The organism is Methylobacterium sp. E-041, from assembly GCF_022829665.1.
Lineage (GTDB): Bacteria > Pseudomonadota > Alphaproteobacteria > Rhizobiales > Beijerinckiaceae > Methylobacterium.
On record NZ_JAKSYQ010000277.1, the window covers coordinates 1 to 13310 of the forward strand.

Consider the following 13310-nt stretch of genomic DNA (forward strand, 5'->3'; position numbering starts at 1 on the left):
CGGCACGGTGAGCCGCGTCTCGGCCGACGTCTCGACCGATCCCAAGACCGGACAGAGCTACTACACCGCCCGCATCCGCGTGCCCGAGACCCAGCGCGAGCGCCTGGGCGAGGTCCAGCTCGTGCCCGGCATGCCGGTCGAGGCCTTCCTCCAGATCGGCGAGCGCTCCGTGATGAGCTACCTGATGAAGCCGCTCGCCGACCAGGTCGCCAAAGCCTGGCGCGAGAAGTAGGCACGCGGGCACGGCCCTGCGCGATGCTTCGCTGCGGTGCCTTGCCTCGTGCGGCCGAATCCTGATATGGGGCCCGCTCTTTCCGCGATGCGTCCGCCGCCATCGCCGTGCGCCCGCGAGGGCGTGCGATCCCGACACCCTTTCGATGGACGGCCGGTCCGACCCGCGCCGCGTGCAAGACCGATGAAGATTCGCAACTCCCTCAAGTCGCTCCGTGGCCGCCACCGCGACAACCAGCTCGTGCGCCGCAAGGGCCGGGTCTACGTCATCAACAAGACCCAGAAGCGCTTCAAGGCCCGCCAGGGCTGAGGCGTCGCGGCATCCGTCCCCGACGGATGCCCGACCGGGCGGCGCGACCGCCCCCGCCGCGCGGCATCCCGTGCGTTGACGCCGGCGGGCGGGGGGACCAAGCTCCCCGCATGGCGCCCATCGCTCGACCGCTCCTGTTCGTCCTGCTCGCGACCGTCTCGACGGCCGCCGCCGCGGCGCCGCCCGGCAATCCGGACCGCCATCCGCCGGCCGCCGCCGAGCCGAAGGCGCAGGACCGCAAGCTCGCCGCCAGCCTGAACGAGCTGTACGAGCGTCTCCGCAACGCCGAGGACGACGCCGAGGCGAAGGGCGTCGCGACCCTGATCGAGCGCCGTCTCGACCGGTCCGGCAGCGCCACCGTGGACCTCCTCACCGATCGCGCCCGCCAGGCGATGACCACACAGGACTTCGCCCTGGCCGCCGAGCTGATGGACCGCGCCACCGCGATCGAGCCGGCCTGGTCCGAGGGCTGGAACCGGCGCGCGACGGTGTTCTGGCTCCTGACCGACAGGGAATCGGCGATCGCCGACCTGCAGCGTGCGCTGGTGCTGGAGCCGCGCCACTTCGAGGCCTGGGCGGCCCTCGGCCGGATCTACCTGTCGATGGACGACAAGGCGCGGGCGATGAACGCCTATCGCCGGGCGATCGCCATCTACCCGCGCATGCCGAAGCTCAAGGACGCGATGGAGCGTCTGTCACCCGAGGTCGACGGTCGCGACCTGTGAAGGCCGTGATCCTCGCGCTCGCGAGCCTGCTCGGCCTCGTCGCGGCCCTGATCGGCGCCGTCCTCGGCGCGGGCGCGGTGGCGACGCTGATCATCACCGCCCGGGTCTCGGCGCAGCATCCCCCGGAAGGGCCGTTCGTCGATGTCGCCGGCGGCCGCCTCGCGACGATCCAGGCCGGCCCCGAGACCGGGGCCCGCGCCACGGTCGTGCTGCTGCACGGGGCCTCGGCCAACGCCTCCGACCCGATGGAGGGCGTCGGGCGGGCGCTCGCCGCGCAGGGTTTTCGCGTCGTCGCCTTCGACCGGCCGGGCTTCGGCTGGAGCGACCGGCTCTCGGGCGGGGACGCCGCCGCCCCCGCGGTCCAGGGGGCGGCCATCGCCGAGGCGCTGGAGCGCATGAACGTCGGCCCGGCGATCGTGCTCGGCCATTCCTGGGCGGGCGCCCTGGCGCTGAGCCTCGCCCTCGACCATCCCGAGCGCGTCTCCGGGCTGGTGCTGGTCGCGCCGGTGGCGCTGCCGTTCCGCGAGGCGCGGACCCCGGCCTGGTACTGGCGCCTCGCGCTCCAGCCGCCGGTGGCATGGCTGCTGAGCCGGACGCTCGGCCCGCCCATCGGCCTGCGCTTCCTCGAGACGGCGGCGCGCAACGTGTTCCAGCCGCAGCCGGTGGCGGAGGGCTACGTCGACCGCAGCCGGGCCGCCCTGGTCCTGCGCCCGGCCACCCTGCTCGCCAGCGTGCAGGACCTGGTCGCGCTCCCCGCAGCCCTCGCTGCGCAGGCGCCGCGCTACAAATCGCTGCGCGTGCCGACGACGATCGTCACCGGCGATGCCGACGGCGCCGTCGGCAACACGAGTCAGGCCGAACCCCTGAGCCGCACGATCCCGGGGGCCGACCTCGTCGAGCTGCCGGGGATCGGCCACATGGTGCCGTGGGTGTCGACGCAGGCGCTGGTCGACGCGGTGTCGAAGATGGCCGAGCGGGTCGCCGCGCCGGAGGCCGCCCCGGTCGCGCCCTGAGGCGTCGCGTGGACCGGTCGGCGGTCGGATCGGCCGTCAGCGCGACGCGGAAGGCCAGACGACGGCTCGGGCCACGACGACGTGGATGCCGTTGAAGGTCGCCGCCGACGATCCCTACGGGACTTGGCCGAGGGCGAGGGCGTCCGACACGCGACGACGGAACGCCGCGTCGTCCTTGCCGGTCGGCAGGCGATAGGCCGGGAGGCCGTCGGGTGGCTGCGACGTCATCGGGAAGCCTCGCTACGATCGCCGCCGGGGCGAGCGGCGGCGCTCCGTCCCGCCGAAGAACGGGACGGAGCGGCCGATCACGCCTTCGCGGCGTGCTCGCGGGTGATGAAGGCGATGCGCACGAGGTTCGTCGCGCCCGGCGTCCCGAAGGGGACGCCGGCGACCACGATGACGCGGTCGCCGACCTCGGCGAAGCGCTCGCGCACCGCGAACTTCGCGGCCCGGAAGGCCATGTCGTCCACGTCGCTGGCATCGTTGGTGACGATCGGGTGCGTGCCCCAGGCGATCGCCAAGCGGCGCGCGGTCTCGCGCTTGGGCGTCAGCGCGATCACCGTGGCGTTCGGGCGCTCGCGCGAGAGCCGGAGCGCCGTCGAGCCCGAATGGGTCCAGGCCATGATCGCCTCGAGGTCGAGCGCGTCGACCATCTGGTGGGCGGCCGCCGCGATGGCGTCGGCGGCGGTGTGGTCCGGCGTCGAGTTCTGCGCGCGGATGATCGACCAGTACAGGGCGTCGCGCTCGACCTCCTCGGCGATGCGGCTCATCATGCCGATCGCCTCGAGCGGGAAGGCGCCCGACGCGCTCTCGGCCGAGAGCATCACCGCATCCGCGCCCTCGTAGACCGCGGTCGCCACGTCGGACACCTCGGCGCGGGTCGGCACGGGGGCGGTGATCATCGATTCGAGCATCTGCGTCGCGACGACGACGGGCTTGCCCATCCGCCGGGCGCCGCGGGTGATGCGCTTCTGCACGCCGGGCACCTGCTCCAGCGGCATCTCCACGCCGAGGTCGCCGCGGGCCACCATCACGCCGTCGGAGATCTCCATGATCTCGTCGAGCCGGGTCAGCGCCTGCGGCTTCTCGATCTTGGCCATCACCAGGGCGCGGCCGGCGCAGACCTTCTTCACCTCGGCCACGTCCTCGGGGCGCTGCACGAAGGACACCGCGATCCAGTCGGCGCCGACGTTGAGGCCGGCCTCGAGGTCCGAGCGGTCCTTGTCGGTCATCGCAGGCAGCGGGATCACCGTGTGGGGCAGGGAGACGCCCTTGCGGTTCGAGATGCGGCCGCCGACCTCGACGCGGGTCACGGCGCGCGTCTCGCTCGCCTCGGTGACGGTGAGGCGCAGCTTGCCGTCGTCGATGATGACGGAGTGGCCCGGCTCCAGGGCGGAGAGGATCTCCGGATGGGGCAGGTAGCAGCGGTGGACGTCGCCCGGCGTCGGGTCGCCGTCGAGGACGAAGCTCGCGCCGTTCTCGATCATCGCGAACCCCTCGGCGAAGGCGCCGAGCCGGAGCTTCGGGCCCTGGAGGTCGACCAGGATGCCGATCGGGCGCTTGAACTCGCGCTCGACCGCGCGGATCGCCTCGACCTTCTCGGGCAGCTTCTCGCGCGGCAGGTGGCTCATGTTGAGCCGGAACACGTCCACGCCGGCGCGGAAGAGTTTCGCGATCATCTCCGGCGAGTCGGAAGCCGGACCGAGGGTGGCGACGATCTTCGTGCGGCGTGAACGTTTCATCGGGCCTCCTGGGGCACATCGCTGCCGCCGCGTGCCCCTTGGCGGAACATCATGAAGTCGTGACGACGGGCATGCGGCCAGAAGCACCGGTCATGCTGCCCCGTCAAGGCGGGGCGGGGGGATCAGGGCTGCGGTGCGGCCGGCTGGTTGGGGTCGGAGAGCTGGATCGTCCAGCTCTTCTGCTCGCCGGTGTCGACCTCGAAGAAGCCGTTGCGGTCGTAGCCGCGGGCGAGGCAGTCCTCGACGCCGCGGATGGTGAACTCGCTGTCGCGGGTGCACATCAGCGAGCGCCCGCTCCACTCGCCGCCGCGCGTGTAGTCGACGGCGAAGACGTAGTAGAACCGTGCGGCCAGGGCGCCCTTGAGCAGGGTCTCGCACGCCTTCGGCGTCAGGTCCCACCAGCCCTCCGTGACCCAGCCCTGCGGGTCGCGGTAGCCCAACGCGATGCCGACCTTGCTCGAGGTGAGGTTGCACAGGCGCAGGTCCGCGCGGGCCGGCGAGGCGCCGAGCAGCGCGAGCCCGAGCGCCGCGCCGATCACGAGAAGCCGCAACGCAAACTCCCAAAAAAGTCAGCCGACGAGGATGATGCGGCAGTCGTTGACATTGGTCTTCGTCGGGCCGGGCTGAACCAGGTCGCCGATCTCGGCGAAGAACCGGGTGGAATCGTTGTCGGCCAGCATCGCGGCCGGATCGAGGCCCGCGGCGCGGGCGCGAGCCAGCGTGGTCGGGTCGACGAGGCCGCCGGCCGGGTCCGTCGCCTCGCCGCGGCCGCCGTCGGTGCCGTCGGTGTCGGCTGCGATGCCGGCGATCCCGGTCTCGCCGTCGAGCGCAATGGCGAGCGCCAGCGCGTATTCCTGGTTCGGCCCGCCATGGCCCTCGCCGCGGATCGTCACGGTGAGCTCGCCGCCGGAGATCAGCGCGACCTTGCGGCCCGAGGCCTTGATCTCGCGGGCGATGCGGGCGTGCTCGGCCGCGACCTCGCGGGCCTCGCCCTCGAGGTCGGCGCCGAGCATCACCGGCTCGTAGCCGGCGGCCTTGGCGGCGGCGGCCGCCGCCTCCAGCGCGTCGATCGGCCGGGCGACGATGCGGTACTCGGCCCGCGCGAAGGCCGGGTCGCCGGCTTTCGGGGTCTCGTTCAGCGGGTCGTTCAGCAGGCGGATCGCGGTCTCGGGCAGCGGGATCCCGCGGCGCTCGCAGATCGCGCGGGCGTCGGCGAGCGTCGACGGATCGGGCACGGTCGGGCCGGAGGCGATCACCGCGGGATCGTCGAACGGCACGTCGGAGATCGCCAGCGTCAGGATCGAGCGGGCGTTGCGCGCGGCCACCGCGAGGCGGCCGCCCTTGATGCGCGAGAGGTGCTTGCGCACGGTGTTGATCTCGCCGATCGGCGCGCCCGAGCGCAGCATCGCGCGGGTGATCGCCTGCTTCTCGGGCAGCGTCAGGTCGCCGGCCGGCGCGATCCAGTTGGCCGAGCCGCCGCCCGAGAGCAGAACCAGCACCTCGTCGTCGGGGCCGGCGGCGGTGGCGAGCGCCAGCGCCTCCCGGGTCGCGGCGATGCCGGCCTCGTCCGGTACGGGATGGCCGGCCTCGACCATGCGGATGCCGGGCGCGTCCTGCCCGTAGCCGTGGCGGGCGACGGCCAGGCCGACGATGCGGTCGTCGCCGAGCCCGTGCTGCTCGCGGTAGAACCGGCTGGCGACCGCCGCCATACTTCCCCCCGCCTTGCCGGCGCCGAGGATGATCAGCCGGCCCGGGGTCGGCGGCGGCAGGTGCGCCGGCAGGCAGGTATCGGGGTGGGCGGCCTCGATCGCCGCGGCGAGGAAGCCGTCGAGCAGGGTCCGAAGGGCGCGCGTGGCGGGGTCGATCTCAGGCGTCATCGGTCAGGGTCTCGCGCGTCGTTTCCTCGTTCGTGCGGTCCTCGCCTTCGCGACCCGCGGGTGCGGGCAGGGGCGACGGGCTCTTTGGGCGACGGGCCTGTTTCTTGCCGTGGCCGTTTCTTGCCGTGAGCGCACGATCCTTGATACGTGCTCTGCCCGAGCCTTGCCGTGACGGCAAGACCTCCCAGCCTCCGCGAACCGAACCGGACCCGTGCCCCTGTCCCACAGCCTCGCGCGACACCCGCCCCACCCGGTCGAGACGATCCCGGGCGATCCCGCCTGCGGGCTGATCCTGGCCTGCGACCACGCCTCGAACCACGTGCCCGACGACATCGAGCTCGGGCTGCCCGAGGGCGAGTTCCGGCGCCACATCGCCTACGACATCGGGGCGGCGGGCGTGACCCGGCGGCTCGCGGCGCTGCTCGGCGCGCCGGCGATCCTCACCGACTTCTCGCGGCTGATCATCGACCCGAACCGCGGCCGGGCCGACCCGACGCTGGTGATGCGGCTCTCGGACGGGGCGGTGGTGCCCGGCAACGCGCGGATCGACGAGGCCGGCAAGCAGGCGCGCATCGCCCGCTTCTACGATCCGTTCGACCGGGCGATCGATGCCGCGGTGGCGGCGGCCGACGCCGCGGCCGGCCCGCCGATGCTCCTGACGATGCACAGCTTCACCCCGTTCTGGCGCGGCGTCCCCCGGCCCTGGGAGGTCGGCATCCTCTACGACCGGGACGAGCGCCTCAGCGCGCCCTTGATCGCGGGCCTGCGCGCCGACCCCGCCGGGCTGACGGTGGGCGACAACGAGCCCTACGGCGGCGGCCTGCCCGGCGACACGATCGACCGGCACGCCACCGCGCGGGGGCTGGCCAATGCGCTGGTCGAGATCCGCCAGGACCTGATCGCCGCCGAGGCCGGGCAGGGCGAATGGGCCGCGCGCTTCGCCGGGCTTCTCCGCCCGCTGATGAAGGGTCGCGCTTGACGCGGGCACGCTTGACTCGGGCGCGGCCCGCGCCGACCTCCAGCGGATCATTTACGAACAGCGCGAGAGGCCGATGACCGAGATCGATCCGAAGACGCAGACCGAGCTCGAGGCGGCGGTCTACCGGCGCCTGGTGGCGCATCTCCAGGCGCGCACCGACGTCCAGAACATCGACATGATGAACCTCGCCGGCTTCTGCCGGAACTGCCTGTCGAACTGGATGAAGGACGCGGCCGACGCCGAAGGGCTCGGCCTGACCAAGGACGAGGCCCGCGAGCGGGTCTACGGGATGCCGTTCTCCGAATGGAAGGCGAAGTACCAGACCGAGGCCAGCCCCGAGCAGCAGGCCGCCTTCGCCAAATCCGCGGCGGAGCCGCACTGAACGTCCGCGACGGAGCCGTACCGAACGGCCGCGGCGACGCGTTCCACGGCGGGGCTGCGCGGGTCGCTCCGGCTAAGCTCCCGGTAAGTTTACTCCCCTACGAACCGGGCAGGACAGGAGAGAACCATGAACGCGCATGCCATGCCGACCCCCGGCGACGTGTCATCATCCGAGGGCGTGGCCGCCGACGAGCTTCGCGCGTTCATCGAGCGCATCGAGCGCCTCGAGGAGGAGAAGAGCGGCATCGCCGGCGACATCAAGGAAGTGATGGCCGAGCTGAAGGGCCGCGGCTTCGACGTGAAGGCGGTCCGCACCATCCTGCGCATGCGCAAGAAGGACCACAGCGAGCGCCAGGAGGAGGAGGCGATCCTCGAGCTCTACATGCAGGCGCTCGGCATGGTCTGACGGCTCGCGACGGCATGCTCGACCACTGTCGAGCATGCCGCAACGTCCGAGGCGACCTTCAGCCCACCTGGGCCAGGGCCTGCGCGATGTCCGCGATCAGATCCTCGACGTTCTCCAGGCCGATCGACAGGCGGACGGTGTCGGGGCCGACGCAGGCCGCCTCCTTCTCGTCCTTCGGCAACTGGCGGTGCGTCGTCGTCGCGGGATGGATCGCCAGCGACTTGATCTCGCCGATGTTCACGAGGTGCGAGATCAGCTCCAGGCTGGTGATGAACGTCAGCGCGGCCGGCTCGCCGCCCTTCAGGGCGAAGGTGAAGATCGAGCCCGGCCCCTGCGGCACGTAGCGCTGCGCCAGCGCCTCGCCGGGCTGGCCGGGCAGGCCCGGATAGCTCACCCAGGCGACGGCCGGATGGTCCTTGAGGTAGGCGGCGACCGTGCGCGCGTTGGCGCAGTGGCGCGCCATCCTGAGCGGCAGGGTCTCGATGCCGGTCAGCGTCAGGAACGCGTTCATCGGCGAGAGGCCGGGGCCGAGGTCGCGCAGGCCGAACAGGCGGCAGGCCACGGCGAACGGGTTGTCGGGGAAGCGCTCGGTGATGACGAGGCCGTCGTAGTCGGGCCATGCGCCGGTGATCAGGTTGTAGTGGTCGGTCCTCGTCCAGTCGAACCGGCCGGCGTCGCAGATCACGCCGCCGATGGTCTGGCCGGAGCCGCCGAGGAACTTCGAGGTCGAATGCACGACGATGTCGGCGCCGTGCTCGATCGGTCGGATCAGGGCGGGCGAGGCGAGGGTGTTGTCGACGACGAACGGCAGACCGTGGCGCCGGGCCACCTCGGCGATGCCGGCGATGTCCATCACCGTGGCGCACGGGTTGACGATCGACTCGCAGATGATCGCCCGGGTCTCCGGCGTGATCGCCGCCTCAAAATCGGCCGGCGTCAGGCCCTTGGCGAAGAGCGGCTTCAGGTCGTAGCGCCCGTCGAGCCGCCGCATCAGGCCGAGCGAGCCACCGAACAGGCGCGGCGAGGCGACGTAGGCGTCGCCGCTCTTCATCAGCGTCAGCATCACCAGCAGCAGCGCCGACTGCCCCGAGGACACGGCGATGGCAGCCTTCGCGCCCTCGAGCGCGGCCACGCGCCGCTCAAGGGCGGCGACGGTGGGGTTCGAGCCGCGCGAGTACGAGAACCCGGTGCGGCGCATGTTGAAGATGTCGGCGGCCTGCTCGGTGGAATCGAACACGAAGCCGTTGGTGAAGTAGATCGGCTGCGCCCGCGCGCCGGTGGCCGGGTCGGGGCTGGCACCGGCATGGATCGCCTGGGTGGCGAATCGGGGCGTCTTCGGCGTGTCTGTCATCGAACTCGGTCCTCGGGACCATGCCCTATCACGGCGGACCGGGGGAGGGGCAACCGCGGGCAGGGCCCGTCGGGCCTGCGGGCGTGGGCTCAGGCCGCGCGGTGGATGAAGGAGCGCAGCGTCCGGACCAGGGTGTTGGGCTCGTAGGGCTTCGGGATGAAGCGGGCGCCGTCGGGCATGTCGTAGGGGCCGGGCGTGCCCATGCCGGACACGACGAGGACCGGGATCGCCGGCCAGCGGTCGGCCACGAGGCGGGCCAGCGCGAAACCGTCCATCGAGCCTTGCGGCATGTCGACATCGGTCATCAGAACTTGAACGTCGTCGCGATTCTCAAGAACCTTCAGCGCCTTGTCCGCATGGCTCGCTTCGAGAACCGTGAAACCCGCATCGGCGAGGGTGTCGGCGGCTTCCATCAGAAGAAGGCCGTCGTCTTCCACCAGGAGAACGACGGGTTGATCTGTCGGGCTGTCGGTCATCAGGCCTGCGGACACTGTGTTTGAACACCAGCACCGGGGCCTATTCCCCGGTGTCCGCCTCGTCAAGGCGCGCGCTCACGCCGGCCTCGGCCCCCACAGGATGAGGCCGGCGCCGGCGAGACAGATCATCGCGCCGGAGAGGTCCCAGCGGTCGGGCGGGCGATCCTCCACGAGCCAGAGCCAGGCGAGCGAGAGCGCGATGTAGATGCCGCCGTAGGCGGCGTAGGCGCGCCCGGCGGCCTCCGCCTCGACCCGGGTAAGCAGCAGCGCGAACCCGGCAAGCGCGAGGGCGCCGGGCAGGAGCCAGAGCGGCGAGTGCCCGAGCCTGAGCCAGGCCCAGGCGGCAAAGCAGCCGGCGATCTCGCAGAGGCCGGCCGCGACGTAGACGAGGAGCGTGGACACCCGCGACCTCTCTCACGCCCGGCGGCGATCGCCAATGGGCGGCGCCCGTCTGGGCGTCGCGCCGGATCCCCGGCGGGGGTGCCTCAGGCGGCGACGACCGAGGCGAGCGGCGCCTCCAGGGTCAGCACCGCCCCGGTCGGCGGAAACCGGAGCGCGACCGCGCCGCCGAAATCGTGGCTCAGGCACCGGGCGATCAGGCGCGTGCCGAACCCCGTCCGCGTCGGCGGCGCGACCGGCGGACCGCCGATCTCCTCCCAGCGGAAGCGGAGGCGCGCATCCGGCTCCGTCTCGTCGATCGCCCAGGAGATCGCCACCCGGCCGGCGCCGGTCGAGAGCGCGCCGTACTTGGCGGCGTTGGTGGCGAGCTCGTGCAGCATCAGCGCCAGGGTCAGGCCGTGGCCTGCGGCGAGCGTCAGGTCGGGACCGCTCACCGTGAAGCGGCCGGGCACCCCGTCGCCGTGCAGCGCCACCGCGCCGGCGACGAGGCCCGACAGCGAGGCGCTCGACCACGCGCCCTGAACCAGCACGTCGTGGGCCTGGGCCAGCGCCACGAGGCGGGCATCCAGCGCCCGGCCGGCCTCCTCCAGCGAGGGGGCGTTGCGCAGGGTCTGCGTCGCCACCGCCTGGACCAGGGCGAGGGTGTTCTTCACCCGGTGCGCAAGCTCCTGCATGAGCAGGGTCTGGCGCGCCTCGTTGCGCTTGAGGTCGGTGATGTCGCGCGACACCGCGAGGATGCGTTCGGGGCGGCCGTCGGCGCCGTCGATCGGCGTCACCGCGATGTCCCACCAGGTCGGCGCGGCGCCCGCGTTCAGCACCGCCTGGAACCGGCACGGCCGCCCGGCCCGCGCCGCATCGAGGGCGTCGCGGATGCCGGCACGGCTGTCGGGGGCGGACCAGAAGTCGATCCAGGCCCGGCCGACGAGCCCGGCGAACGTCTCGACGCCCAGGACCGCGGGCCCGTTCTCGCTCACGGTGATCAGGCGGCCGTCGAGGTCCAGCACCTTCACGAAGTCGGTGGTGGTCCAGAGGATGCGCCGGTTGAACTCCTCGCTGGCCCGGAGCTGCGCGTTCAGCTCCTCGGCGCCGGCGAGGCGGGCGGCACCGCGCGCCAGGTCGCGCCGGCAATGCTCCACGGTGCTCTCGGCCTCGGCGCGCATCCGCACCGCCTCGGCGACGATCCGACGTGCCTCGATGCGGCTGGCGCCGCGTTCCGAGACGACGATCCGGCCGAGGCGCGCATTGCGTTCGGCTTCCGCGTCGGCCTGCCGGCTCGCCTCGCTCAGCAACGCCCGGAGATGGTGGTTCTCCGCCTCGAGGGCGGAGAGCCGCCGGTCGGCGACCGTGGCCTGAAAGGCGGAAATCTTGCAACTCGCGCCCGTGTCCATCGCACAAGCTCCCCTTCGACGACCGTCGCGCGGCGCCGGCGGGCGTGTCCGCGAGGCGTGCGACGGCGTATCGACCCGCGAAACGCGCGGCGTGGCGACGCGATGTCGAGACGCGGAGCGCGACCGGCGAATGAATCCGCTTCTGAGCCGCGCCCCACCCGCATCCTCACGATTCGGTGGGCGGAATTACGCTAGCATATCGGCCCGGGCCTGCAAGGCACGATTGTAGTCAAGCCGACCGGACCGGAACGGATACAAGTCTAGGCCGTCGCGCAGGACGTCACTTCTTCCGTCCAAGCAGCACGAGCCAGCCGACGCCGAGGGTGAACACGACCAGGCCGATCGTGACGAAGACCGGCGTCCCGAGGTCGATCAGGCGCGGCGCGAGCTGGGTGGCGAAGGCGGCGACCACCAGCGCCACCGCGACGCGGGCCGCCGCCCGCTCGATGCCGCGGGTGACCTTGTCGAGGCCCTTCACCTCGATCTCGACGGTGACGCGGCCTTGCTTCAGACGCACCAGCATCAGGTGGATCAGCGTCGGCAGCTCCGAGGCGGCGCCGTAGAGGCCGACGCCCAGCGCCTCGGCCTTGGATTTCAGCCCGGTCAGCGAGAACTGCGTCTGCATGCTCGCCCGCACCGTCGGGCCGGCGGCGGCGAAAAGGTCGAAGTTCGGATCGAGGTGGCGCATCACGCCGTCGGCGGTGACGAGGCCCTTGAACAGGATCGCAAGGTCGGTCGGCATCGCGAGGTCGTTCTCGCGCGCCATGGTCATGAAGTCGGTGAGCACCAACCCGAGGTTGAGCGGGATCGAGGAATGGCTCTCGACGAAGGCCTGCGCCGAGCCTTCCAGCCGGGTCAGGTCCGGGCTGCTTGAGCCGGTCCAGTCGAGCAGCACCGCCATCAGCCCGTCGGCGTCCTGCTTCAGCATCGCGCCGATCAGCACGAGCAGCTGGTTGCGCCGCTTCTGCGACAGGCGCCCGATGATGCCGAAATCGATGAATCCGATCCGGTTACCCGACATCGCCAGCATGTTGCCCGGGTGCGGATCGGCGTGGAACACGCCCTCGATCAGAGCCATCTTCAGGAAGGCGTCGGTCCCCTTCTGGGCGAGCAGCTTCTTGTCGACGCCGGCGGCGGCGAGCCGCGCCTCGTCGTTCGGGGGGATGCCGTGGATGAATTCCTGCACCAGCACCCGCTCGGAGCACCACTCCCAGTGGATCTTCGGGAATACGATGTCGTCGCGGTCGGAGAACAGCGAAGCGAGCAACTCGCAGTTGCGCGCCTCGTTCATCAGGTCGAGCTCGCCGTTCAGGCCGGCGGCGAGGTGGCGCATCTGCTCGCCCGGTTGGTAGCGGGCCATGTCCGGCCATTCGGTCTCGACGATGCGGGCGCCGTGCGCCATCAGGCGCAGGTCCGCGTCGATGATCTTGCGCAGGCCCGGGCGCAGCACCTTGACGATGACGTCCTCGCCCGAATGCAGCTTGGCCCGGTAGACCTGGGCGATCGAGGCCGAGGCGATCGCGTTGGTGTCGAACTCGGCGAAGATCTCCTGCGGCGGCGCCCCGAGGTCGGCCTCCAGCTGCGGGCGGATCGTCTCCCAGGAGACCGGCGAGACCTGGCTGTGGAGCTTGGCCAGCTCCTCGGTCCACATCGGCGAGAGCAGGTCGGGACGGCTGGCGAGCACCTGGCCGAACTTGATGAAGGTCGGCCCCAGAGCCTCGATCGCGCGGCGCAGGCGCTCGGGCTCCGACAGGCGGGTGACGTCGATCTTCGGCTTGCGGCGCGGAAGGATCGGGATGTAGCGCAGCCCGAGCCGGTCCACGACCTTGTTGACGCCGAAGCCGATCAGGATCGAGGCGATCTCCGACAGCCGCTGACGGTCGCGCGCGGCAACGAAGGCGGTTTTCAGCATAGAGCGGATCGATCCGTGCGGGGCGACGAGGGAAGGTGCCCGGACAGCACGAGCATCGGGTCTTTTTTAGGGTCGGAGACCGCGCCGTCTCGGATCGGAGGGCTGCGGCGCTTCGGCCCG

At 71.8% G+C, this 13310-nt stretch carries 15 protein-coding genes and 1 pseudogene; 7 read left to right on the top strand and 9 right to left on the bottom strand.

Features of this window, described 5'->3' with window-relative positions; translation table 11 throughout:
• From MKK70_RS24585 to MKK70_RS24600, 4 genes and pseudogenes are all read left to right on the top strand, one after another.
• Positions 1–232: pseudogene (locus tag MKK70_RS24585) on the top strand (HlyD family type I secretion periplasmic adaptor subunit); the annotation flags it as partial.
• A gap of 183 nt (positions 233–415) precedes the next feature.
• The gene (gene ykgO / locus MKK70_RS24590) at positions 416–541 is read left to right on the top strand and encodes a type B 50S ribosomal protein L36 (protein WP_003601867.1); all 126 of its coding nucleotides are present in this window, start codon (positions 416–418) and stop codon (positions 539–541) included.
• A 110-nt stretch (positions 542–651) separates the two neighbouring features.
• Positions 652–1266 carry a tetratricopeptide repeat protein gene (locus tag MKK70_RS24595; protein WP_243950502.1) on the top strand — a complete coding sequence of 205 codons (615 nt, stop codon included), beginning with the start codon at positions 652–654 and terminating at the stop codon, positions 1264–1266.
• A gap of 5 nt (positions 1267–1271) precedes the next feature.
• Positions 1272–2279, top strand: coding sequence for an alpha/beta fold hydrolase (locus MKK70_RS24600; RefSeq protein WP_243950504.1), 1008 nt, complete (start codon positions 1272–1274; stop codon positions 2277–2279).
• Between the two features lie 114 nt (positions 2280–2393).
• On the opposite strand, the gene MKK70_RS24605 is transcribed toward MKK70_RS24600, so the two are convergent.
• The 4 genes from MKK70_RS24605 to MKK70_RS24620 form a co-directional block, all read right to left on the bottom strand.
• A complete protein-coding gene (locus MKK70_RS24605; RefSeq protein WP_210246734.1) occupies positions 2394–2507 on the bottom strand; it encodes a DUF1737 domain-containing protein in 114 nt (37 codons plus the stop codon).
• A 77-nt stretch (positions 2508–2584) separates the two neighbouring features.
• Positions 2585–4021: a pyruvate kinase gene (gene pyk / locus MKK70_RS24610; protein WP_147728957.1), complete on the bottom strand. Its 1437-nt coding sequence runs from the start codon at positions 4019–4021 to the stop codon at positions 2585–2587.
• Between the two features lie 122 nt (positions 4022–4143).
• Positions 4144–4572 (bottom strand): DUF1036 domain-containing protein, encoded by a 429-nt coding sequence (locus MKK70_RS24615; protein WP_243950505.1) that lies wholly within the window; start codon positions 4570–4572, stop codon positions 4144–4146.
• Between the two features lie 18 nt (positions 4573–4590).
• A complete protein-coding gene (locus tag MKK70_RS24620) occupies positions 4591–5898 on the bottom strand; it encodes a glycerate kinase (RefSeq protein ID WP_147842562.1) in 1308 nt (435 codons plus the stop codon).
• Between the two features lie 211 nt (positions 5899–6109).
• Here MKK70_RS24620 and MKK70_RS24625 point away from each other — a divergent pair, with 211 nt between their 5' ends.
• The 3 genes from MKK70_RS24625 (at position 6110) to MKK70_RS24635 (ending at position 7664) form a co-directional block, all read left to right on the top strand.
• Entirely contained in the window at positions 6110–6877 is a 768-nt protein-coding gene (locus tag MKK70_RS24625) for an N-formylglutamate amidohydrolase (RefSeq protein ID WP_243950507.1), read from the top strand.
• A gap of 73 nt (positions 6878–6950) precedes the next feature.
• Complete coding sequence (locus tag MKK70_RS24630; protein ID WP_147727301.1) at positions 6951–7259, top strand: DUF1244 domain-containing protein; 309 nt, start codon at positions 6951–6953, stop codon at positions 7257–7259.
• A gap of 126 nt (positions 7260–7385) precedes the next feature.
• Positions 7386–7664, top strand: coding sequence for a DUF2312 domain-containing protein (locus MKK70_RS24635; RefSeq protein ID WP_147727302.1), 279 nt, complete (start codon positions 7386–7388; stop codon positions 7662–7664).
• 58 nt (positions 7665–7722) lie between these two features.
• Here MKK70_RS24635 and MKK70_RS24640 read toward each other — a convergent pair whose 3' ends face one another.
• The 5 genes from MKK70_RS24640 to MKK70_RS24660 all read right to left on the bottom strand — a co-directional run bounded on the left by MKK70_RS24640 (position 7723) and on the right by MKK70_RS24660 (position 13190).
• On the bottom strand, positions 7723–9015 hold the full coding sequence (locus MKK70_RS24640) for an O-acetylhomoserine aminocarboxypropyltransferase/cysteine synthase family protein (protein ID WP_243950509.1): 1293 nt from the start codon (positions 9013–9015) through the stop codon (positions 7723–7725).
• Positions 9016–9104: 89 nt separating this feature from the next.
• Positions 9105–9491 carry a response regulator gene (locus tag MKK70_RS24645; RefSeq protein ID WP_147727304.1) on the bottom strand — a complete coding sequence of 129 codons (387 nt, stop codon included), beginning with the start codon at positions 9489–9491 and terminating at the stop codon, positions 9105–9107.
• Positions 9492–9566: 75 nt separating this feature from the next.
• Positions 9567–9893, bottom strand: coding sequence for a YnfA family protein (locus MKK70_RS24650; protein WP_147842565.1), 327 nt, complete (start codon positions 9891–9893; stop codon positions 9567–9569).
• An 83-nt stretch (positions 9894–9976) separates the two neighbouring features.
• Positions 9977–11278, bottom strand: a complete 1302-nt coding sequence (locus MKK70_RS24655) for a sensor histidine kinase (protein ID WP_147727306.1) — start codon at positions 11276–11278, stop codon at positions 9977–9979.
• Between the two features lie 280 nt (positions 11279–11558).
• Positions 11559–13190 carry an ABC1 kinase family protein gene (locus MKK70_RS24660; RefSeq protein WP_147727307.1) on the bottom strand — a complete coding sequence of 544 codons (1632 nt, stop codon included), beginning with the start codon at positions 13188–13190 and terminating at the stop codon, positions 11559–11561.
• Between the last annotated feature and the right edge of the window lie 120 nt (positions 13191–13310).

Bases quoted from the DNA above. Each gene is read 5' to 3' on its own strand.
- MKK70_RS24635 (WP_147727302.1), top strand. From the start codon at position 7,386: ATGAACGCGCATGCCATGCCGACCCCCGGCGACGTGTCATCATCCGAG.
- MKK70_RS24645 (WP_147727304.1), bottom strand. From the start codon at position 9,491: ATGACCGACAGCCCGACAGATCAACCCGTCGTTCTCCTGGTGGAAGAC.
- MKK70_RS24655 (WP_147727306.1), bottom strand. From the start codon at position 11,278: ATGGACACGGGCGCGAGTTGCAAGATTTCCGCCTTTCAGGCCACGGTC.
- pyk (WP_147728957.1), bottom strand. From the start codon at position 4,021: ATGAAACGTTCACGCCGCACGAAGATCGTCGCCACCCTCGGTCCGGCT.
- ykgO (WP_003601867.1), top strand. From the start codon at position 416: ATGAAGATTCGCAACTCCCTCAAGTCGCTCCGTGGCCGCCACCGCGAC.
- MKK70_RS24605 (WP_210246734.1), bottom strand. From the start codon at position 2,507: ATGACGTCGCAGCCACCCGACGGCCTCCCGGCCTATCGCCTGCCGACC.
- MKK70_RS24595 (WP_243950502.1), top strand. From the start codon at position 652: ATGGCGCCCATCGCTCGACCGCTCCTGTTCGTCCTGCTCGCGACCGTC.
- MKK70_RS24660 (WP_147727307.1), bottom strand. From the start codon at position 13,190: ATGCTGAAAACCGCCTTCGTTGCCGCGCGCGACCGTCAGCGGCTGTCG.
- MKK70_RS24620 (WP_147842562.1), bottom strand. From the start codon at position 5,898: ATGACGCCTGAGATCGACCCCGCCACGCGCGCCCTTCGGACCCTGCTC.
- MKK70_RS24640 (WP_243950509.1), bottom strand. From the start codon at position 9,015: ATGACAGACACGCCGAAGACGCCCCGATTCGCCACCCAGGCGATCCAT.
- MKK70_RS24630 (WP_147727301.1), top strand. From the start codon at position 6,951: ATGACCGAGATCGATCCGAAGACGCAGACCGAGCTCGAGGCGGCGGTC.